The 21,053-nt window shown below is 72.0% G+C and carries 19 protein-coding genes and 1 tRNA gene; 16 read left to right on the top strand and 4 right to left on the bottom strand.

Annotated elements, in window-relative coordinates; all coding sequences use genetic code 11:
• The first annotated feature begins 240 nt into the window (after positions 1 to 240).
• The 9 genes from eno (at position 241) to ET471_RS02165 (ending at position 7,831) form a co-directional block, all read left to right on the top strand.
• Entirely contained in the window at positions 241 to 1,524 is a 1,284-nt protein-coding gene (eno, locus tag ET471_RS02200; protein ID WP_129186400.1) for a phosphopyruvate hydratase, read from the top strand.
• 193 nt (positions 1,525 to 1,717) lie between these two features.
• Entirely contained in the window at positions 1,718 to 2,026 is a 309-nt protein-coding gene (locus ET471_RS17850) for a hypothetical protein (protein ID WP_165350368.1), read from the top strand.
• Positions 2,008 to 2,532: a septum formation initiator family protein gene (locus ET471_RS17845; protein ID WP_165350367.1), complete on the top strand. Its 525-nt coding sequence runs from the start codon at positions 2,008 to 2,010 to the stop codon at positions 2,530 to 2,532. Before ET471_RS17850 ends, ET471_RS17845 begins: the two co-directional genes overlap by 19 nt.
• Positions 2,529 to 3,038 carry a DUF501 domain-containing protein gene (locus ET471_RS02190; protein ID WP_129186398.1) on the top strand — a complete coding sequence of 170 codons (510 nt, stop codon included), beginning with the start codon at positions 2,529 to 2,531 and terminating at the stop codon, positions 3,036 to 3,038. Before ET471_RS17845 ends, ET471_RS02190 begins: the two co-directional genes overlap by 4 nt.
• Positions 3,039 to 3,168: 130 nt before the next feature.
• Positions 3,169 to 4,140, top strand: coding sequence for a Ppx/GppA phosphatase family protein (locus tag ET471_RS02185; RefSeq protein WP_129186397.1), 972 nt, complete (start codon positions 3,169 to 3,171; stop codon positions 4,138 to 4,140).
• Positions 4,141 to 4,250: 110 nt separating this feature from the next.
• The gene (locus ET471_RS02180) at positions 4,251 to 4,586 is read left to right on the top strand and encodes a PadR family transcriptional regulator (RefSeq protein WP_129186396.1); all 336 of its coding nucleotides are present in this window, start codon (positions 4,251 to 4,253) and stop codon (positions 4,584 to 4,586) included.
• On the top strand, positions 4,586 to 5,974 hold the full coding sequence (locus ET471_RS02175; RefSeq protein ID WP_129186395.1) for a hypothetical protein: 1,389 nt from the start codon (positions 4,586 to 4,588) through the stop codon (positions 5,972 to 5,974). The genes ET471_RS02180 and ET471_RS02175 overlap by 1 nt, the downstream gene beginning before the upstream one ends.
• 226 nt (positions 5,975 to 6,200) lie before the next feature.
• The gene (locus tag ET471_RS02170; protein ID WP_129186394.1) at positions 6,201 to 7,667 is read left to right on the top strand and encodes an NAD(P)/FAD-dependent oxidoreductase; all 1,467 of its coding nucleotides are present in this window, start codon (positions 6,201 to 6,203) and stop codon (positions 7,665 to 7,667) included.
• 90 nt (positions 7,668 to 7,757) lie between these two features.
• Positions 7,758 to 7,831: transfer RNA gene (locus ET471_RS02165), tRNA-Leu, on the top strand.
• 67 nt (positions 7,832 to 7,898) lie between these two features.
• Here the strand turns inward: ET471_RS02165 and ET471_RS02160 are convergent.
• Both ET471_RS02160 and ET471_RS02155 read right to left on the bottom strand, forming a co-directional pair.
• On the bottom strand, positions 7,899 to 8,795 hold the full coding sequence (locus ET471_RS02160) for an ABC transporter permease subunit (protein ID WP_129186393.1): 897 nt from the start codon (positions 8,793 to 8,795) through the stop codon (positions 7,899 to 7,901).
• Positions 8,792 to 9,802, bottom strand: a complete 1,011-nt coding sequence (locus ET471_RS02155) for an ABC transporter ATP-binding protein (protein ID WP_129186392.1) — start codon at positions 9,800 to 9,802, stop codon at positions 8,792 to 8,794. The genes ET471_RS02160 and ET471_RS02155 overlap by 4 nt, the downstream gene beginning before the upstream one ends.
• Positions 9,803 to 10,007: 205 nt before the next feature.
• Here ET471_RS02155 and ET471_RS02150 point away from each other — a divergent pair, with 205 nt between their 5' ends.
• Complete coding sequence (locus tag ET471_RS02150) at positions 10,008 to 10,895, top strand: Bax inhibitor-1/YccA family protein (protein ID WP_129186391.1); 888 nt, start codon at positions 10,008 to 10,010, stop codon at positions 10,893 to 10,895.
• Between the two features lie 18 nt (positions 10,896 to 10,913).
• Here the strand turns inward: ET471_RS02150 and ET471_RS02145 are convergent, their stop codons facing one another.
• Positions 10,914 to 12,905, bottom strand: a complete 1,992-nt coding sequence (locus tag ET471_RS02145; RefSeq protein WP_129186390.1) for a glycoside hydrolase family 15 protein — start codon at positions 12,903 to 12,905, stop codon at positions 10,914 to 10,916.
• Between the two features lie 133 nt (positions 12,906 to 13,038).
• Between ET471_RS02145 and ET471_RS02140 the strand changes: the two genes are divergently transcribed.
• The gene (locus ET471_RS02140) at positions 13,039 to 13,440 is read left to right on the top strand and encodes an FKBP-type peptidyl-prolyl cis-trans isomerase (protein WP_129186389.1); all 402 of its coding nucleotides are present in this window, start codon (positions 13,039 to 13,041) and stop codon (positions 13,438 to 13,440) included.
• Between the two features lie 97 nt (positions 13,441 to 13,537).
• On the opposite strand, the gene ET471_RS02135 is transcribed toward ET471_RS02140, so the two are convergent.
• Complete coding sequence (locus ET471_RS02135) at positions 13,538 to 14,557, bottom strand: LacI family DNA-binding transcriptional regulator (protein WP_129186388.1); 1,020 nt, start codon at positions 14,555 to 14,557, stop codon at positions 13,538 to 13,540.
• Positions 14,558 to 14,825: 268 nt separating this feature from the next.
• Between ET471_RS02135 and ET471_RS02130 the strand changes: the two genes are divergently transcribed.
• The 5 genes from ET471_RS02130 to ET471_RS02110 all read left to right on the top strand — a co-directional run bounded on the left by ET471_RS02130 (position 14,826) and on the right by ET471_RS02110 (position 21,041).
• Entirely contained in the window at positions 14,826 to 15,842 is a 1,017-nt protein-coding gene (locus ET471_RS02130; protein WP_129186387.1) for an ABC transporter permease, read from the top strand.
• A complete protein-coding gene (locus ET471_RS02125; RefSeq protein WP_425356566.1) occupies positions 15,836 to 16,762 on the top strand; it encodes a carbohydrate ABC transporter permease in 927 nt (308 codons plus the stop codon). The genes ET471_RS02130 and ET471_RS02125 overlap by 7 nt, the downstream gene beginning before the upstream one ends.
• Before the next feature lie 87 nt (positions 16,763 to 16,849).
• Positions 16,850 to 18,526, top strand: coding sequence for an ABC transporter substrate-binding protein (locus ET471_RS02120; RefSeq protein ID WP_242496488.1), 1,677 nt, complete (start codon positions 16,850 to 16,852; stop codon positions 18,524 to 18,526).
• Between the two features lie 156 nt (positions 18,527 to 18,682).
• Entirely contained in the window at positions 18,683 to 19,438 is a 756-nt protein-coding gene (locus ET471_RS02115; RefSeq protein ID WP_129186384.1) for a DUF624 domain-containing protein, read from the top strand.
• A gap of 103 nt (positions 19,439 to 19,541) precedes the next feature.
• Positions 19,542 to 21,041: a mannitol dehydrogenase family protein gene (locus ET471_RS02110; protein ID WP_129186383.1), complete on the top strand. Its 1,500-nt coding sequence runs from the start codon at positions 19,542 to 19,544 to the stop codon at positions 21,039 to 21,041.
• Positions 21,042 to 21,053 lie beyond the last annotated feature (12 nt).

Here is a 21,053-nt window from a genome sequence, read left to right as displayed (position 1 = left end):
GTCGTCCGGGAACGTGGGCGCGCCACCGTCGTCCGTGCCTGGTCGGAGGCCCTGCACCGCGGTGCGTGCACCGTGAGCCTGAGCCCGGGAACGCGGGTGTGACGCGTGTTATGGTCCGACCACTCGTGAGTACGCCGTCGTCCGCCTGTGCGCGGGCGCACCGCGCCGCGTCAGGGCTTCGGAACTACGCTGACTCACGACCGCAAAGGCACCCAGCCATCCATTCCCAGAGGAGTTCCCGTGGCTAGCATCGAAGCCGTTGGCGCCCGCGAGATTCTTGACTCGCGCGGCAACCCCACCGTCGAGGTCGAGGTCGTCCTGGACGACGGTACGTTCGCCCGCGCGGGCGTCCCGTCCGGCGCCTCGACCGGCGCCTTCGAGGCGGTCGAGCTGCGTGACGGCGACAAGAGCCGTTACCTGGGCAAGGGCGTGGAGCAGGCCGTCAACCACGTCATCGACGACATCGCCCCCGAGCTCATCGGCTACGACGCCGACGAGCAGCGCCTCATCGACCAGACGCTGATCGACCTCGACGGCACCCCGAACAAGGGCAAGCTCGGCGCGAACGCCATCCTCGGTGTCTCGCTCGCCGTCGCCAAGGCCGCCGCCAAGTCGGCCGGCCTGGACCTGTTCCGCTACGTTGGCGGCCCGAACGCCCACGTGCTGCCGGTCCCGATGATGAACATCCTCAACGGTGGCTCGCACGCCGACTCGACCGTGGACTTCCAGGAGTTCATGATCGCCCCGATCGGCGCGGGCACCTTCAAGGAGGCCCTGCGCTCGGGCGCCGAGGTCTACCACGCCCTCAAGGGCGTCCTCAAGGCCAAGGGCTTCGCGACCGGTCTCGGCGACGAGGGCGGCTTCGCCCCCGACCTGCCCTCGAACCGTGCCGCGCTCGAGCTCATCATGGAGGCGATCGAGAAGGCCGGCTTCACGCCGGGCTCCGACATCGCCATCGCGATGGACGTCGCCGCCACCGAGTTCTTCAAGGACGGCGCGTACCGCTTCAAGAACGGCGAGGTGCACTCGACCGAGGACATGATCGCCCTCTACGCCCAGATGGTCGCGGACTTCCCGATCGTCTCGATCGAGGACCCGCTGTCCGAGGACGAGTGGGCCGCGTGGACCTCCTTCGTCACCGAGGTCGGCGACAAGGTCCAGGTCGTCGGCGACGACCTGTTCGTCACCAACCCGGAGCGCCTCGCCCGTGGCATCGAGGAGAAGGCCGCCAACTCCCTCCTGGTCAAGCTGAACCAGATCGGCACCCTGACCGAGACGCTCGACGCCGTCACGCTGGCTCAGCGCAACGGCTTCACCACGATGACCTCGCACCGCTCCGGCGAGACCGAGGACGTCACCATCGCCGACCTGTCGGTGGCCACCAACGCCGGCCAGATCAAGACCGGCGCCCCGGCCCGTGGCGAGCGCATCAACAAGTACAACCAGCTCCTCCGCATCGAGGAGGCCCTGGACGAGGCGGGCGTGTACGCCGGCCGCAGCGCCTTCCCGCGCTTCAAGGGCTGAGCCCAGCGCACCACGACGGCGGGCCGTCCCTCTCCGGAGGGGCGGCCCGCCGCCGTCTTCCCCCCGTTTCGATGTCGTACCTCCTTGCGTTCTGGGCGCCGTTCCGCAACGAACGACGACATCGAAAGGGAGGGTTGCGGGCGCGCCGCGACACGTCCGCCCGCCCGGCCCTCCCGGTCGGCACAATCGGGGCGTGACCGCCCGCCGCCCCACCTCGCCCCCGCACCGCCCGGCCTCCCGGCCGGCGGCACGCGGCGGCGCGTCGGGCCGCTCGCAGTCCCGCCCGACGACGTCGCAGCCGCGGACGACGGGGCGCGGTGCCGCCGCCCGGCCCGCGGCGCCGAAGGTCCCGCCGAAGGGGACGGCCAAGGTCACCGCGAACGGCTCCGTGCCCGCCTCCGCCCGCGGCACAGGCGCCCGCGCCATCCTCAACCGCCCGGGGGGCCCGCGCGCGGCGACCGTCGTCGGGCCCACAACGGCCTGGTGCTGCCCGAGGTCGTGACGGTCCGCCTGCTGGTCCTGGCCGTCGTCGTGCTCATCTCCGCCGTGCTGCTGGTGCCGACCGTGCGCGCCGCGGTGCAGCAGTCGATGGAGCTGCACCAGCTCCGGGGCCGGGTCGAGGCCCGACAGGCCGAGGCCGACCGCCTCCAGCAGGAGCTGGACCGCTGGAGCGACGACGCGTTCGTCATGGGTCAGGCGCGCGACCGCCTGCTGTTCGTCATGCCCGGCGACCAGGTGTGGCGCACCGTCGGCGGCGACCGGGTGGTCGAGGACATCGACCCCGCCACGGGCAAGCCGGTCGAGGCCGGCGTCGTCGGCGGGAAGAGCGACGCCGGGACGCCCTGGTACACGACGCTGTGGGACTCGGTGCAGGTGGCCGACGGCCCGCACGGCGCGCCGGACGGGACCGCGCCGGCCGACGGGACCGAGCCGGCGGACCGGCCGGACGACACCGGCCCCGACGACGGCGGCGCGGTCGAGGACCCGTCTGACACAATCGGGCAGTGAGCTACGCCGTCCCTGAGAACCCCACCGACGTCACCCCGGCCGACCTCGAGGTGCTCGCCGAGCAGCTCCAGCGCAAGGCGCGCGGGGTCGTGGGCATCGCCGCCCGGTGCGTCTGCGGCCGCCCGCTCGTCGCCCGCACGCTGCCGCGCCTGCCCGACGGCACGCCGTTCCCGACGACGTACTACCTGACGCACCCGGGCGCGGTCGCCGCGGCGTCGACTCTCGAGACCCGCGGGGTCATGAAGGCCATGACCGACCGGCTCCAGGAGGACGAGGAACTGGCGGCGGCCTACCGCGCGGCGCACGAGTCCTACCTCGCCGACCGCGCGGAGCTCGGCCACGTCGACGAGATCGACGGCATCTCCGCCGGCGGCATGCCCACGCGCGTCAAGTGCCTGCACGTGCTCATGGCCCACGCCCTCGCCCGCCCGGGCGTCAACCCGCTGGGCGAGGAGACGCTGGCGCTCGCAGCCCCGATGTGGTCGCGGGACCGCTGCACCTGCTGACCGTTTCGGCGTAGTACTTCGTTGCGTTCTGGGCCCCTGAACGCAAGGAGGTACTACAGCGAAAGGGATCACACGGTGCCGGAGGGCCACCGGGCGCACCGCGTCGGCCGGTGGTGAGAAGGTTGTCCGCGTGACTTCGCCTGCTGCCTCCCGCCGCGTCGCCGCCGTCGACTGTGGCACCAACTCGCTCCGCCTCCTGGTCGCCGACGTCGCCGACGACGGCACGCTCACCGAGGTGGACCGGCGCACGACGATCGTCCGCCTGGGCCAGGGCGTGGACCGCACCGGCGAGCTCGCGCCCGACGCGCTCGAGCGCGCGTTCGCCGTCACGCGCGAGTACGCGCAGGTGATCAAGGACCTGGGGGTGGAGGCCACGCGCTTCGTCGCGACGTCAGCGACGCGCGACGCCCGCAACCGCGACGTGTTCTTCGACGGCATCCGCGCCGCCATCGGCGTCGAGGCCGAGGTGATCTCGGGCGACGAGGAGGCGCAGCTGTCCTTCCGCGGCGCGACGGGCCCCATGAGCGCCACGCACCCGGGGCCGTTCCTCGTCGTCGACCTGGGCGGCGGGTCCACCGAGCTGGTGCTCGGCGGGTCGACGCCCGAGGCGGCCGTCTCGATGGACGTCGGCTCCGTGCGCCTCACCGAACGTCACCTGCACACGAGCCCCCCGACGGCGGACGAGGTCGCCGCGGCCCGCGCCGACGTGCAGGCCGCCCTCGACGCTGCGACGACCGGGCCCGGGGGAGTGCCCTTGGGTCGCACCACCACGCTGGTCGGCCTCGCCGGCTCGGTCACGTCCGTGACGGCGTACGCGCTGGGCCTGCGCGAGTACGATCGCTCGCGCGTCGGGGGCGCGGTGCTCACGGTCGAGGAGACGCTCGGCGCGTGCGAGCGCCTGCTCGCGATGTCGCGCGACGAACGCCTGGCCCTCGGCTTCCTCCAGCCCTTGCGCGCCGACGTCGTCGGCGCCGGCGCGCTCGTCTGGGCCGAGGTGGTCCGCCGGGTGCGCGACGACGTCGCGGCCGCGGGCGGCGAGCTGACCCACGTCGTCACGAGCGAGCACGACATCCTGGACGGCATCGCGCTGTCGATCCGCTGAGACGCGGCGGCAGGTCACCCCTTGTACTCCTTCCTCGCGTGTCGCATCGCACGGTAGTGCGGGGTGCGCAGTAGTGTGCGATTCGCAAGGTTGTCGTCGGGAGGGACGCGATGGACATGACACAGCTGCTCAAGGGGGTGCTCGACGCGGCGGTGCTCGCCGTCGTCGAGCAGGAGGACGGGTACGGGTACGACGTCGTACGCCGCCTGAGGTCGCAGGGGCTCGACGACGTCGGCGACGCCTCGGTGTACGGCACGCTCCGCCGCCTGTACGCGGCGGGCGCGCTGACCAGCTACGTGCTGCCCTCGGAGGAGGGCCCGCACCGCAAGTACTACGGCATCACGCCGCTCGGGCGGCAGATGCTCACCACCCAGCGCAAGGAATGGCAGGAGTTCGCGGGCGCGCTCGGCGGCCTGCTCGGCACCGGACGGAACGAGGCGGCGTGATGGCTGGTCAGACGATGCTCGACGCGCACGTGCGGGGCTACGCCCAGGCCGTGCGGCTCCACCTGGCCGACCTCGGCCCCGACGCCGTCGAGGACCTCGCCGGCGGGCTCGAGGCCGACCTGGCCGACGCGGTCGCCGACCGCGCCCTGCTCGCCGCCGACGCCACCGACGCCGACGCGACCGACGACGTCGCCCTCGACCTCACCAAGGTCTTCGGGCCGCCCGCGCGGTACGCCGCCGAGCTGCGCGCCGCGGCCGGGTTCCCGGCCCCGGCGGTGGTCGCGCCACGCCGCGGGCGGTTGCGCTCGGTGCTGCGCTCCGCGCTGCGCGCCCGGCGCACGCGGGTCGCCGCGGCGTGGTGGCGCGCCTGGGAGCCGCTGACGGCCACGCCCGCCTGGCGGGCGGTGCGCGAGGTGCTCGTCGAGCTCACCCCGGTGTGGTGGGTGGCCCGCGGCTGGCTCGTCGGGGCGTTCCTCGCCTCGCTGTTCGGCGGCCGGGGGCGGTTCTCCGTCGTCCCGCTCGACGGCGGCGCCCTGGCGGTCGTCGCCGTCGTGGTCGTCGTGAGCGTGCAGTGGGGCCGCGGCCGCTGGATGCCGTGGCGCTGGGTCCCGACGCTCGCCGGGGTGGCCTCGGTCGTGGCGCTCGTCGCGCTGCTGCCGATGTCGTTCGCGACGCGCGACCAGGTGCGCGCCGGCGACGGGTCGCAGTGGAGCGCGGGCTACGCCTCGGGCCTGAGCGACGCGGGGAGCGGCGGCGCCGCGCAGGGCGGCCAGGTGTCGTGGGGCGCCGCCTCGCCGTCGGGCCAGGACGGCGTGTGGGTGGACGGCATGCAGGTGTCCAACCTCTTCGCCTACGACGCGAACGGCGACCCGCTGCGCGACGTCCAGCTCTTCGACGACCGCGGCCGCCCGGTCCGCACCGTCCCGGTCGACGCCGAGTGGCAGCGGTGGTCGGTGCCGGACGTCGAGGGCCGGTGGATCTTCCGCCCGGGCCTGGCGACGGACGGCCGCGCCCGCTGGAACGTCTTCCCGCTGTCTGCGCTGCCTGAGAAGGACGTGGTGGTCGACGACTCCGGGCAGATGAAGCCCGCCGTCGGCGCCCGCGCGCAGCAGCAGCCGTGGCCGTTCCTCAAGGCGCCCACGGTGATCGAGCAGAGCGCCCCGAAGCCGAGCGCCGGCGCGCCGACGGAGCCCGACGCCACGACGCAGGACCCGGACGCCCCGGCGACCGAGGCACCCGAGACGCCCGCGCCGACCGAGGCACCCGAGACGCCCGCGCCGACCGCCCCACCGGGGGTCGACGCGCCGACGACGCCCCCGCCGGCGGTCGCCCCGTCGGACGGCGACGGCGCGCCTCCGGCCGGCGTGACCTCGGCGGACGGCGCCTGACGCCCCGCGCCGACGCGTGGCCGCGGCGCGCCGGATCTCACGGTCCGGCAGGCCGCGGCCACCGCCGCGCGACGGGTCTGTACCGCGCTGGGCGCCCCCGTCCGCGCGGCGGCGCACGCCGCGCCACGACCCATCGCGGGAGCGCGCGCAGGTTGCCTGTCTCGTTGTGATCAGGTAAACGGGGACTTTGGCCTCTGCCGCCCGGTGCCCTGGGTAGACTCACTCCATGCCTCAGAACGACCTGACCTCGGTCACCCCTGCCCAGGATGCGGCGGGGAGCCACCGCACCCGCAAGGTCCCGCGCATCGTGGTGCTCGGTGGTGGTTCCGTCGGGCTCTACGTCGCACGCCGCCTGCGCAAGAAGCTGCGCAAGGCCGACGCCGCCATCGTCGTCGTCGACCCGCGTCCGTACATGACCTACGCGCCCTTCCTCCCGGAGGCCGGCGCGGGCTCGATCGACGGCCGCGACGTCGTCGCCCCGCACCGCTGGGCCCTCAAGGGCGTCGACGTGCTCCAGGGCAAGGTCGTCGCGATCGACCACGCCAGCAAGCGCGTCACGATCGAGCCGGAGGCCGGCGACGCCTACGACGTCACCTACGACGAGCTCGTCGTAGGCCTCGGCTCCGTCTCCCGCACGCTGCCCATCCCCGGGCTCGCGGAGACGGCCATCGGCTTCAAGAACGTGGAGGAGGCCATCGCCGTCCGCAACCACGTGCTCAACCGCATGGACGTCGCCTCGTCCACGTGGGACGCGGACCTGCGCCGGCGCATGCTCACGTTCACGTTCATCGGCGGCGGCTTCGCCGGCGTCGAGGCGATCGCCGAGATCGAGGACATGGCGCGCTACGCGACGCGCAACTACGCCACGATCGACCCCGAGGACCTGCGCTTCGTCATGATCGAGGGCTCGGGCCGCATCCTGCCCGAGGTCTCCGAGCCCATGGGCCTGTGGGCCATGGAGGAGATGAAGAAGCGCGGCATCGAGTTCCACCTGAACACGTTCCTGTCGTCGTGCGTGGACGGTCACGTCACGACGTCGACGGGCGTCGAGTTCGAGTCGGACACCATCGTGTGGACGGCCGGCGTCAAGGCGAACCCGGTGCTCAAGGAGGCCTCGGACCTCCCGGTCGACAAGCTGGGCCGCGTCATCGTGCTGCCGACGCTCGAGGTCGCGGACGAGGACGGCAACGTCGTCGCGGACGCGTGGGCCGCGGGCGACTGCGCCGCCGTGCCGGACGTGCTCAACCCGGGCAAGTTCTGCCCGCCGAACGCGCAGCACGCGATCCGCGAGGCCAAGCAGCTCGCCGACAACATCGTGACCAAGCGCGCCGGCCACGTGCCGCACGAGTACAAGCACAAGAGCGTCGGCGTGGTCGCCTCGCTCGGCCTGTACAAGGGCGTCGCGGAGCTGTTCGGCTTCCTCAAGCTGCGCGGCTTCCTCGCGTGGGCCGCGCACCGCAGCTACCACGTGCTGGCGATGCCGACGGGCAACCGCAAGATCCGCATCATCATCGGCTGGCTCGGCCAGTTCATCATGGGCCGCGAGATCGTCTCGCTCGGCTCCGTGCACGACCCGCGCGACGAGTTCCGCAAGGCCGCCGTGCCGCCCGCGCCGCTCGGCGCGAAGATCGAGCAGAAGGCGGAGTCGTCCGCCGAGACCGCGGCCGAGGGCCACCCCGTCGAGGCCCAGTGACGCCCGCCGTCTAGGCTTCGAGGAGCACCGCACGCCCGGCGTGCGGTGCTCCTGCCGTCTGCGGCCCCCGTGGTCCGACGACGGCGACTGGCCCCCGTAGCCCAACTGGCAGAGGCAGTCGGCTTAAACCCGACCCAGTCCGGGTTCGAACCCCGGCGGGGGCACCGGGGCGCACGCCCGGGACGACACAGGCCCGCCGGGAGCGATCCCGGCGGGCCTGTAGCGCGGCGGTCAGGCGTCGCGGCGCTTGAGCACGAGGGCCGCGAAGGCCACCAGCACCACGGTGTAGAGGCCCAGGACGCCGAAGCCCTGCCAGGCGTCGAAGAGCGGCAGGCTCGTCCCCGGGCCGCCGGGCCCGTTGACCGACGCGCCGGAGCCGACCTGGGTGATGATCCGCTCGCCCGCCGCGCTGGGCAGCCACTTGTTGAGGTTCTGCGCCCACGCCGCGTTCGTCACGCCGGCGATGGTGCCGATGATGCTGGGCACCAGGAAGAACATCCCGACGACGATGACGATCGTGCCGGGCGTGTTCCGTACGAGCGTCCCGACCGCGACGGCGAGCACCGCGACGACCATGACATACAGCGGCACGCCGATCAGCGAGCGCAGCTGCTCGCCGTCGCCGAGGTCCACGGTGATGTCGTGGTTGGCGAGGACGGGGTGGGTCACCAGGTAGGCGATGGCCGTCGAGACGGCGATCACCACGAACGACACGACGGCGATGACGGTGATCTTCGCCCACAGCACCGGCAGGCGGGTCGGGGCCGCCGAGAGCGTCGCGCGGATCATCCCGGTCGAGTGCTCGCCCGTCATCGCGATGGCTCCGAGCGACGCCGCGACGAGCGTGGCGAACTGGTAGCCGGCCGTGATGAACGTGGTGGGCGGGATGCCGCCTGCGGCGGCGATCTCGCCCTGCGCGTCGGCGTTGTCGGCGACGAAGCTGGTGAACGCGGCCGAGAAGATCAGCGCGAAGCCGATCATGATGACGACGGCGATGCCCAGCACCCACCAGGTGGACCGCAGGCTCCACAGCTTGCGCCACTCGGAGACGAGCAGGCGGGGGAAGGTCACCTTCGAGCCGGCGAACGGCGAGGTGAAGTCCGGGCGGGAGAGGGTGGCGGCGCTCATCGCTGGCCTCCGGTGGTGGTCGTGGCGGCGTCGACGTGGGAGACGTCCTCGGTGCGGTACTCGACGGAGTCCTTGGTCAGCTCCATGTACGCCTGCTCGAGCGTGGACACGACGGGCGTCAGCTCGTGCAGCGCGACGCCGGCCGTCAGGGCCAGCTCGCCGATCGTGGGGGCGTCGAGGCCGGTGACCTCGAGCGTCCCGGGGACGGCGGGCGCCGCGGCGAGGGCGTCGTCGGCGGCGTGCCGGCCGACCGACGCCTCGCCGTCGGCCGCGACGGCGGTGCCACCGGCACGCTCGATCGCCGCGGCCAGCGCGGCGGCACCCGGGGTGCTGACCCGCACGGTCTTGCGGGAGGCGCCCGCGGTGAAGTCCTTGACGGACGTGTCGGCGAGGATCTTGCCCTTGCCGATGACGATGACGTGGTCGGCCGTGAGGGCGACCTCGCTCATGAGGTGCGACGACAGGAACACGGTGCGGCCCTGGCTCGCGAGGTAGCGGGCGAGGTTGCGGACCCAGAGCACGCCTTCGGGGTCGAGGCCGTTGACCGGCTCGTCGAGGATGAGCGTGCTGGGGTCGCCGAGCAGCGCGGACGCGATGCCCAGGCGCTGGCCCATGCCGAGCGAGAAGCCGCCGACGCGCTTGCGGGCCACCGACTCGAGGCCGGTCAGCTCGATGACCTCGCCGACGCGGCGGTCGGGGAACCCGTGCGTCGCGGCGAGCACGCGCAGGTGCTGCTCGGCCGAGCGGCCCGGGTGCACGGCACGCGCCTCGAGCAGGGCGCCCACCTCGGTGAGCGGCGAGCGGTGGTGGGAGTAGGGGAGCCCGTTGACGGTCACCGCACCGGCCGTGGGCCGGTCGAGGCCCATGATCATGCGCATCGTCGTCGACTTGCCGGCGCCGTTCGGGCCGAGGAAGCCCGTGACGATGCCCGGTCGGACGGTGAAGGTGATGTCGTCGACGGCGGTCTTGGGGCCGTAACGCTTGGTCAGGCCATGTGCCTCGATCATGGTCCCGAGCCTAACGGGGCACCGCGTCCGCAGAACCCTGAGCGACCCTGACGCGAACCCTGAGTCTGTCCACGAGACGGGCCAGGGGGTGGCGCGTCCCGCACCCGTGCGGCGAGGATGGGAACTGCCCGCGCCCCCGCCGCGTTGCACCGGGAGACGGGGTGACGGACGTGACCCCGCCCGGGGCCAGACCAGGAGGAGCCCGTTGAGCAACCCTTACTTCTCGAACAGCGACGTCTTCGGCGAGCCGAAGCGCCAGGGGGCGCAGCGCCGCGGCGGCGTCGGCACCCAGCAGGCGCCGGGCGCGACGGCGACGCAGCCCGCCCCGCAGTACGGGCAGGCCGGCTCGTACGGCGCGCAGGCCACCGACACCGCCTCGCTGGAGTACCTCTACGGCGCCCCGTCGGCGACGACGGCGGACACCAAGCGCCTCACATACGACGACGTGATCATCAAGACGGGCGGGCTGCTGGCACTGCTGGTCGTGGTCGCGGCCGCCACGTGGAAGCTCGCGCCCGGGATCTGGCCGCTCGGCATGGTCGTTGGGCTCGTGCTGGGCCTCGTGAACTCGTTCAAGCGCAACCCGAGCCCGGTGCTGATCAGCCTGTACACGGTGGCTCAGGGAGTGTTCCTGGGCGGCATCTCGAAGGCGTTCGAGGGTGGCGCGGTCGGCGGGCAGCCGATCCCCGGCCTGGTCGTCCAGGCCGTGCTCGCCACGATGGTGACGTTCGGGGCGGCGCTGTTCCTCTACAAGTCGGGCCGCGTCCGCGTGACGCCCAAGTTCACGCGCTGGCTCATCATCGCCATGGTCGGCTTCCTCGCCTTCCAGTTCATCAACCTCGTCCTGGTGTGGACGAACGTGCTGGAAGGCGCCGGTGCGCGTGGTGGCGGCCTCGGCGTCGTCGTCGGCCTCGTGGCCGTCGGCCTGGCGGCAGCCTCGCTGATCATGGACTTCGACTCGATCAAGCGTGGCGTCGAGCAGGGCGTCCCCGCCCGGTTCGCGTGGTCCGCGGCCTTCGGCCTCATGGTCACGCTGATCTGGCTCTACCTGGAGTTCCTGCGTCTGATCGCGATCCTGCAGGGCCGCGACTGACCTTCCCGTGCCAGGCGCTCAGGGCGCGTGGTGGGCGGCCTCGAAACGGAACCGCTCGCCACGCGCCCTCTCTGCGCGGACGACGTGCATGACGGCGTTGATGAGCGCCAGGTGCGTGAACGCCTGCGGGAAGTTGCCCAGGTGCCGGCCCGTGGCCGTGTCGATCTGCTCGGCGTAGAGGCTGAGCGGGCTGGCGTACCCCAGCAGGCGCTCGCACAGCGCGCGGGCACGGTCGGTCTCGCCGATCTCGACGAGCGCCGAGACGAGCCAGAACGAGCAGATCGTGAAGGCGCCCTCGTGGGTCCGGAGGCCGTCGTCGGTCTCCTCGACGCGGTACCGCAGCACCAGCCCGTCCTCGGTGAGCTCGTCCGCGATCGCCCGTACGGTCGCGACGACGCGCTCGTCGTCGGGCGGCAGGAAGCGCAGCAGCGGCACGAGGAGCAGGGACGCGTCGAGGGCGTCGGAGCCGTAGCGTTGGACGAACACGCCGCGCTCGTCGACGCCGCGCGCGAGGATGTCCTCGCGGACCTCGTCGGCGACCTCCTGCCACTGCGCGGCGACATCAGGCGCGTCGTAGAGGCGGGCCAGGCGCGCGCCACGGTCGAGCGCCACCCAGCAGAAGAGCTTGCTCGACGTGAAGTGCTGCGGGTCGCCGCGCACCTCCCAGATGCCGCGGTCGGGCTCGTGCCAGTGCCGCGCGGCCTCCTCGACCTGGTGCTTGAGGATCGGCCAGACCGACTCGGGCAGCTGGTCGCGCGACTTCGCGTGCACCCACACGGAGTCCAGCACCGTGCCCCACACGTCGTGCTGGTCCTGCTGGTAGGCGGCGTTCCCGACGCGCACAGGCTGCGCGCCCTCGTAGCCGGACAGGTGCGCGAGCTCGGACTCGTCGAGCCGCTGCTCCCCGCCCACGCCGTACATGACCTGGAGCTGGTCGTGGGCGACGTCCTGGACGAACGCGAAGAAGTCGTTCGCCTCACGGTCCAGGCCCAGGGTGTACAGGCCCCACAGGGCGAAGGTCGAGTCCCGCACCCACGAGTACCGGTAGTCCCAGTTGCGCGGCCCCTGCGGGGTCTCGGGCAGGGACGTCGTCGCGGCCGCGAGCAGGGCGCCCGTGGGGGCGTACGTGAGGCCCTTGAGCGTGAGCGCCGAACGCTGGAGGTAGGTGCGCCAGGGATGGTCCGGGAACACGCCCTGCGTGATCCAGCCCCGCCAGAACTGCTCGGTGCGCCACATCGCGTCGGCGGCGTCGGACCACGTCCGCGGCAGGGACTCCTCGCCCCACGAGAGCGCGACGAAGTGCTGGTCTCCCTCGGTCATGCGGCTGCGCGCGTTCGCGCGGCCCTCGCCCAGGCCGATGCGCAGGCTCGAGGTGAGGCGCAGGTCGGGCGGCGCGGCGCCGTCGGCGGCCCGGTCTGCGCCGTCGGCGGCCGGGGCGGCGTCCGGGCGGCCCACGGCCGTGTCGTAGCCGTCGCCCTCGTACTCCCAGCGCGTGGCGTCGCGCCCGTAGCCGGGCCGCGGCTCGCACACGACCTCGAGGTCGACCGTGCCGGACACGCACCTCACGGTGCGCAGCAGGAGGTGCTCGGCGTCGTCGTCGGTGGGGGTGCGGCGGTGGGTGGGCGAGCGGTGCGCGGTGTGGTGCCACGGGCCGAGCACCAGGGCGTCGCGCACGACGAGCCAGCCGGTCGACGTCTGCCACGTCGTCTCGAGGACGAGCGTGCCGGGCAGGTAGCGGCGGGCGACGGGCACGCGCACCCCGTACGGGCCCACGCGGAACAGGCCGGCGCCGCGGTCGAGCAGGGCCGTGAAGACGCTCGGGGAGTCGGGCCGTGGGACGCACATCCACTCGACCGCGCCCGACGGCGCCACGAGGGCGTTCGTCTCGCAGTCGGACAGGAACCCGTAGTCCGCGATCGCCGGGAACGGGCTGCGGCTGTCCGGCGTCGTGCCGGCCGCGGACCCGGCCGGTGCGGACAGGTGCGGCGTGCTCGACCCTTCGGGCGCCATGCACCCAGCGTGCACACGCCGGCGGGGCGCGGGCCAGCGCGGCTGCGGCCACCCGGGGGCCGCCGCGGGTGAGGGCGCCCCGTTCCCCGTAGGCTGGGCGGGTTCGTTCCCCCCCACCCGAGAGGTGTCCGTCGTGACCACTCTGCCCACCGCGTCCGGCTCGTTCGGCGACAAGCCCGAGCTGACCTTCCCCGAGGGCGGCGCGCCGTCCGGCCTGCAGGTGCAGGTGCTCGAGGAGGGCACCGGCCCCGTCGTCGAGGCCGGCCGCACCATCGTCGTGAACTACCTGGGCCAGATCTGGGACGGGCACGTCTTCGACAACTCGTACGACCGCCGCTCGACGATCGACTTCCCGATCGGCGTCGGCATGGTCATCGGCGGCTGGGACAAGGGTCTCGTCGGCCGCAACGTGGGCGACCGCGTGCTGCTCTCGATCCCGCCGGAGCACGGCTACGGCATGCGTGGCGCCCCCCAGGCGGGCATCGGCGGCACGGACACGCTGGTGTTCGTCGTCGACGTCGTCGGCGTCCGCTGACGCCCTCCCGCAGCGCCGCAGAGGCGGCCCGGACCTCGGTCCGGGCCGCCTCTCGCACGTCGGGACCGGCCGCGGTCAGCGTCGGGACCGGCCGCGGTCAGCGCCGGGGCGGCGCCGTCGAGGCCCGGACGACGAGGTCGGACGGGAGGATGATGCGCGGCGTCGCCGGGATGCGGCCCTGCGCGAGGTCCATGAGCAGGCGCGTCGCGACGGCGCCCTGCGTCGCGAGCTTCTGGTCGATCGACGTCAGGGTGGGGGAGACCCACTCGACGACGGGCACGTCGTCGTAGCCGACGATCGACAGGTCGTGCGGGATGGAGACGCCGAGCTCGGCGGCGGCCCGCATGACGCCGAGGGCCTGCATGTCCGACCCGGCGAAGATGGCGGTCGGCCGCTCGTGCTCCGGCAGCGTGAGGAGCTCGCGGCCCGCCTGGTAGCCGGCGCCCACGTAGAAGTCGCCCGACCGCACCAGGCGCGGGTCGGCGACGAGCCCCGCCTCGGTGTGGGCGCTGCGGAAGCCGTCGAGCCGCGCGCGCACGCACAGCATGTCCGCCGGGCCGCCGATCGCGGCGATGCGCGTGTGCCCCAGCGCGATCAGGTGGCGGGTGGCCAGCAGCCCGCCGGACCAGTTGTCCGTGCCGACGGTCGCGACGTCCTCCGGGGGCTCCCCGTCGGTGTCGATGACGACGAACGGGATCGACCGCCGCGCGAGGCGCTCGCGCTGCTCGTCGGACAGGTGGGCCGCCACGAGCAGCACGCCGAGCGGCGGGCGCGCGAGCGTCGTCTCCACCCAGGCGTCCGGCGGGCGGTGCTTCCCGCCCAGCTCGGTGAGGATCACCGACGCGCGGTGCTCCGCTGCGGCGTGCTCGACGCCCTGGATGAGCTCCATGGACCACGGTGACCCGATGTTGTGGAACACGAGGTCGATGAGCCCGGTGCCCGCGGCGGGCGGGCCGCTGCGGCGACGTCGGTAGCCGAGCCTGTCGAGGGCCTCCTCGACCCGGGCGCGCGTCGCGTCGGCGACGTCGGTGCGCCCGTTGATGACCTTCGAGACCGTCGGCGCCGACACTCCGACGGCAGCGGCGATGTCGGTGATCGTCGGACGTGGTGAGGACATCGGCGGGCTCCGGGTCGAAGGGTGCGGCGAAACTTTCGCCGTGTCCCGAGCCTATACAGGCGCACCAGGCCGTAACCAATTCGTTGCCAACCCATCGCGCATCCCGCACCAAGGGGCGGTGCAGATTCGGCCACCCCCCGAGATCGGCCGCCCGCCCGTCGATCGCGTCCTTCTCGCAATGTTCACGGCTGGGCATCCGAAAACTTCGGGGGACACCAAGCGGACCTACCTCCCGGTGGGCCGCACCAGCCACAGACCAAGGGCACGGATGCCCGGAACTGGAGTGCAGGGTGGCGCAACAGATCGAGACGGCCTCGGCCGTCGCACTCGCGGGGGCGGTGAAACCACCGACTCGCCGTTCACGGCACCCACCGTGAACCGGAAGCGCTCGTTCAAGAAGGCGCTGCGCCGCGACTGGCAGCTCTACGTGCTGGCCCTCCCGGCCATGGTCCACCTCGTCCTCTTCGCGTACGTGCCGATGTTCGGCGCGATCATCGCGTTCCGCCGGTTCCGCCCCGGTGGCTCGCTGATCGGTGACGAGTGGGTGGGCTTCCACTTCTTCGAGCTCGCCTTCAGCCAGCCGCAGTTCTGGCAGGCGTTCTGGAACACGGTGATCCTCGGCGGCCTCTGGTTCGTCATCGGGTTCCCGCTCCCGATCATCCTGGCGCTGCTGCTGAACGAGGTGCGCGCGCGCAAGTTCAAGCGCTTCGTGCAGACGATCACGTACCTGCCGCACTTCCTGTCGATCGTCGTGGTCGCCGGCCTCGTGCTGCAGCTCACCACGCGTGACGGCACGGTCAACCAGATGCTCGGATGGTTCGGCGTCGACCCGATCATCTTCATGCAGCACGCCGAGTTCTTCCGGCCGATCTGGATCATCTCCGAGGCATGGCAGACGGTCGGCTGGGGCACGATCCTCTACCTGGCGGCGCTGACCACGGTCGACGAGCAGCTCTACGAGGCCGCCCGCATCGACGGCGCGAACCGCTGGCGCCAGACCTGGCACGTGACGCTCCCGGGCATCCGCCCCACGATCGTCGTCCTCATGGTGCTCAACATCGGCACCTTCATGGCCGTCGGCTTCGAGAAGGTCCTGCTCCTGCAGAACCCGCTCATCTACTCGACCGCCGACGTGCTCTCGACCTACCTGTTCCGCATCGGCATCGGTGCCTCGAACTTCTCGCTGGCCACCGCGATCGGCCTGTTCCAGTCGCTCATCGGCCTCGTCCTCATCGTCAGCGCGAACTTCGTGTCGCGGAAGCTTGTTGGGAGCTCGCTGTGGTGACCGAATCCGTCCGCCCGGACATCGCCGGTGTGCGCAACTCCCTGACGACCGTCAAGGACACCCGCGGCACCAAGGTGTTCCGCTGGTTCAACTACTCGTTCCTGACGCTCCTCGTGGTCGTCACGCTCTACCCGTTCGTCAACCTCATCGCGATGTCGTTCTCGTCGGACGGCGCCATCCGCGCCGGGCGCGTGAACCTGTGGCCCGTGGGCTTCAACACCACCACGATCCGCGCGGTCATGGGCGACCCGATGTTCTGGATCAACTACCGGAACACCGTGTTCTACACCGTCCTGTTCACGATCATCGCGATGGTCATCACGACCTGCTTCGCGTACGTGATCAGCCGCCAGCACCTGCCGGGGCGCAAGCTCATGATCGGCATGGCCACCTTCACGATGTTCTTCGGTGGCGGCCTGGTCCCGCACTTCGTGGTCGTCGGCCAGTGGTACGGCCTGCGCAACACGATCTGGGCGGTCGTCCTGCCCGGTGCGCTCAGCGTATTCAACCTGCTCGTCATGAAGTCCTTCTTCGAGAACTTCCCCGGCGAGCTCGAGGAGGCCGCGTCGATCGACGGCCTGAACACCTTCGGGACGTTCCTGCGGATCGTGCTGCCGCTGTCGAAGGCGCTCCTCGCGACGATGACGCTGTTCTACGCGGTGACGATGTGGAACGCCTGGTTCGGGTCCTTCCTGTTCCTCGGCGACCGCAACATGCACCCCGTGACGATGTACCTGCGCAACCTCATCGCGGGGTCGCTGAACACGCAGGAGATCGCCGACACGGCGGACGCCGCCCAGGTCGGCGCGAACATCCAGGCCGTGACGATGCTGCTCACGGTGCTGCCGATCATGTTCGTCTACCCGTTCGTCCAGAAGTTCTTCGTGTCGGGCGTGATGCTCGGCTCGGTCAAGGGCTGACCCCTGGGCCAACCCCGGCCCGCACTCCAAGCTCCACCCCCGAAAGCGTCGTACAACGGCGTACCCCAGAAGGAGAAGCAAGTGAGGATGACCCGTAAGGCCGCAGCAGGTGCTGCGACCGCCATCACCGTCGCGATGCTCGCGGCCGCCTGCGGCGGCGGCGGCAACGAGGCCGGCTCCGACGGCGCCACCGACGACCCCAGCGTCCTGATCCCGGACTCGGGCCGCGTCGGCGCCATGGAGAACTTCGAGGCGGGGACGACCTTCCGCGCCACGGAGCCCATCTCCCTGGAGCTGCTCTACCGCGTGCACCCGAACTACCCGATCATGGACGACTGGCTGATCAACCAGGCGTTCGAGGAGAACCAGAACGTCACGTTCAACCGTGAGGACGTCCTCATGGCTGACTGGGGCCAGCGCCGGTCCATCCTCATCGGCTCGGGCGACTTCCCGTCGATCGTCCCGGTCGTGTGGCCGGGCGAGGAGACCGCCTGGGTCGCCGGTGGCGCCCTGCTGCGCGTGTCGGACTTCTTCGACTACATGCCGAACCTCCAGCACTTCATGGAGGAGTGGGACCTCGAGGGTGACTTCGAGACCCGTCGCCAGGAGGACGGCGGCATCTACATCCTGCCGGGCATCCGCCAGTCGCCGAACATCGAGCACTCGTTCGCGATCAACGTGGACCTCTTCGAGGCCGCCGGCATCACCGAGGACCCGAAGACGTGGGACGAGTTCGCCGAGCAGCTCCAGGCTGTCGCCGACGCGACCGACGTCGACTACCCGCTCTCGGACCGCTGGAACAACGAGTCGTCGGGTCCGCTCGGCGCCACGCTGAACATGGCTGCCGCCAACTTCGGCACCACGGCCGGCTGGACCCGTAACGTCGCCGAGTTCGACACCGACGCCGGCGAGTTCGTGCCGCGCATCACGATGGACGGCTACCGCGAGCTCGTGCAGTTCTTCGCCGACCTGCGCGCCGACGGCCTGCTCGACCCGGAGATCACGCAGACCGACGAGGCCGCGATCGCCAAGTTCATCAACGGTCGTTCGGCCGCGATCTCGACGAACGCCCAGCAGATGGCCCAGGCCCTCGTCCAGGGCGCTGCCGACCTCGGCATCGAGCTCAACACCCGCATGATCGTCGTCCCCGAGGGCCCGGCCGGCTCGAACGTCCAGGGCGGCCGCCTTGGCCCGGGCTTCGTGCTCAACGCCAACCTCGCCCAGTCGCCGAACTTCCTCGCGACGCTCCAGTTCATCGACTGGATCCACTACTCGGAGGAGGGTCGCGAGTTCGCCCAGTGGGGTGTCCGCGGCACGACCTTCGACATCGACGCTGACGGCAACCGTCACTACATCGGCACCGTCCAGGGTGCCGGCCCGGTCAACGAGGGTGCCGACGGCAACACGCCGCTCAACGCCACCTTCGGCTTCCAGGACGGCGTCTGGATGAACACGTGGGGCGGCTCGGACGAGCTGACCCGTTCGGTCATGCTCCCGGAGCAGATCGAGTGGCTCGAGGCCATGATGGACGCCAAGACCATCCTCCCGGTCAACCCGCCGACGCCGTTCAGCGAGTCGGAGACCGAGTCGATGAACCTCGTCAACGAGGCCGTCCAGTCCGCCACCGAGTCCGGCGTCGCCGCGTTCATCGTGGGCACGCGCTCGATGACCGAGTGGGACGCGTTCGTCCAGGAGATCCTGTCGCTCGGTGCCCAGCAGGTCGCCGACACGCACAACACCGCGTACCAGCGGACCCGGGACTGACCAGCCCCGGACGCCGATGAGGTGACCTGACACCCACGGGGAACCTCGCCGGGACGCGCGAACGGCCGTCCGCCAGCTACCGCTGGCGGGCGGCCGTTCGCGCACCCCGGCTGCTCCACGACGCCCGCATCCCCGCCCGACGATAGGTTCTGAACCATGACCACGAACGAGCAGCCGGTCCCGGCGCGCAACCCCTTCGAGCCGCTCGAGAGGTCGCCGCACAAGCCGGTCCCCGGCGAGCCGACGGAGGGCTTCCTCAGCAAGGCGACCCGGGCGATCTACTGGTACATCGTCCTCACGGCGCTCCTGGTCGTGGCGTGCCTGCCCACCATCGTGCTCGGGATGTTCCTCCCGCCGGACCCGTCGAACATCCCGCTCATCGCGCTCACCGGCCTCTTCGTCGGCCCGGCCCTGTCGGCCGGCCTGTACACCGTCCGGGCGCGGTACACCGACCTGGACCTCGCGCCGGCCCGCGCGTTCTGGCGGGGCTACCGCCTCAACTGGGCGGACGTGCTCAAGCTGTGGGTCCCGGCCATGGTGGTCCTCGGCATCATCGGCTTCACGCTCGCGTTCGGGGCGGAGGCCGGGATCGGCCCGATGTACCGCATCGCCCTCCTGGTCATCGCCGTCGTCGGGCTGATCTGGGCGCTGCACGCCGTCGCGATCGCGACGTTCTTCAACTTCCGCACGGGCGACATCGCCCGGCTCGCGGTGTACTACATGGCGTTCTCTGTCAAGTCGACGTTCGGCGTGGTCGCCATGGCGATCGTGGCGATCGGCATCGTGGCCTGGGCGTCCGCGGCGCTCCTGGGCGTCGTCGGCGGCGTCTGGGTGTGGTTCTGGTACCAGATCGACAAGCCCTGCTTCGTCGACATCTGGAACCGCTTCACCGCCAAGGAGCCGGCCGAGTGACGCGCCGCGGCTGCGAACGTTTGCAGCCGCGTGATCACGCGGGGCGCGAACCCCGGGTACCCTGACTGCGAACGTTTGCATCGGCGTCGAAGGAGCCCCCTCTGTGACCAGTCAGTCCCCGCGTCTCGGCGCCGGAACCACCCTGCCCGCCGGCGTCGTCGCGCCCCCCGTCGTGCCCACCGGCGTCGGCATCGTGCACCTGGGCTGGGGCGCGTTCCACCGTGCCCACCAAGCCCTGTACACGCAGGAGGCCATGGCGGTGTCGGGCGACCTGAGCTGGGGCATCCTCGGCGACGTCGAGCGCACGCCCGTGCTGGTCCCCGCGCTGCGCGAGCAGGACGGCCGCTACACCGTGCTGTCCGTGGGCCTGGTCGACGGCGAGCTCGTCGAGGAGGCGACCGTCGTCGCCTCGGTGCTCGACACCGCCTACCCGGGCGACGAGACCCCGCGCCTGCTGGCCGCCATGGCCGCGCCGACGACCCACCTCATCACGCTGACCGTGACCGAGAAGGGCTACTGCCGTGACCGCGACGGCCACCTCGACCTCGCGCAGGCGCAGGGCGACGTCGACGCGTTCGTCGCCGAGCTGGGCGGTGCCACCGAGCAGGTCCCCGCCGCCACCGCGATGGGCCTCCTGGTGCGCGGCCTCGCCGCCCGCTTCCTGGGCGAGGGCACCCCGGTGACCGTGCTGAGCTGCGACAACATGGCGCACAACGGCAAGGTCCTCAAGCGGATCGTGGACGAGTTCATCGCCGCCGCCGGCCCCGCCGCGGACGAGTTCACCGCGTGGCTGGCCGCGAGCACCACCTGGCCGTCGTCGATGGTCGACCGCATCACCCCGGCCGTGACCCCCGCGACCCTGGACCGCGTCGAAGAGATCCTCGGCGCCCGCGACGAGGCCGCCATCTCCGGCGAGCCGTTCCGTCAGTGGGTCATCGAGGACTCGTTCGCCGCCCCGCGCCCGCCGTGGGAGCTGGTCGGTGCCGAGCTCACCGATGATGTGGCCCCCTGGGAGGAGGCCAAGCTGCGGATGCTCAACGGCACCCACTCGCTCATCGCCTACTCCGGCCGCCTGTTCGGCTACGCCACCATGGCCGAGGCCGTCGTCGCCCCCGAGATCGCCGAGCACGCCCGAGCGTACATGTTCGAGGACGCCCTGCCGTCCGTGACCCCGCCGGCCGGTGCCGACCTGCCCGCCTACGGCGAGGGCCTGCTCGAGCGCTTCGCCAACCCGGCCACGGGCCACTCGACCCGCCAGGTCTCGACCGACGGCACCCAGAAGATCCCGTTCCGCTGGGGCGGCGCCCTCCAGTTCGCGCTCGAGTCCGGCCGCGTGCCCCAGGGCATCGCGTTCGGCCTCGCCGCCTGGTCCGAGTTCGTGCGTCGCGCGGTGCGCGACGGCGTCGACCTGGGCGACCCCGCGGGCGCCGCGGAGCTCACCGCTGTCGTCACGGCGCAGCACAACGACGTCGAGGGCATCGCCCGCGCGCTGCTCGCCGTGCCCGGCGTGCTGCCCGGCGACGCCGGCACCCACCCGGAGCTGGTCGACGCCGTCGTCCAGCACGCCCGCGCGCTCGCCGCGGCGAGCACCGGCCTCCTCTGACCCGCCCCACCC

It is taken from the genome of Xylanimonas protaetiae (genome assembly GCF_004135385.1).
In the GTDB taxonomy this organism is placed as follows: Bacteria; Actinomycetota; Actinomycetes; order Actinomycetales; family Cellulomonadaceae; genus Xylanimonas; species Xylanimonas protaetiae.
The sequence above is the reverse complement of the archived record's forward strand: the minus strand, read 5'-3'. Positions and strand labels throughout refer to the sequence as shown.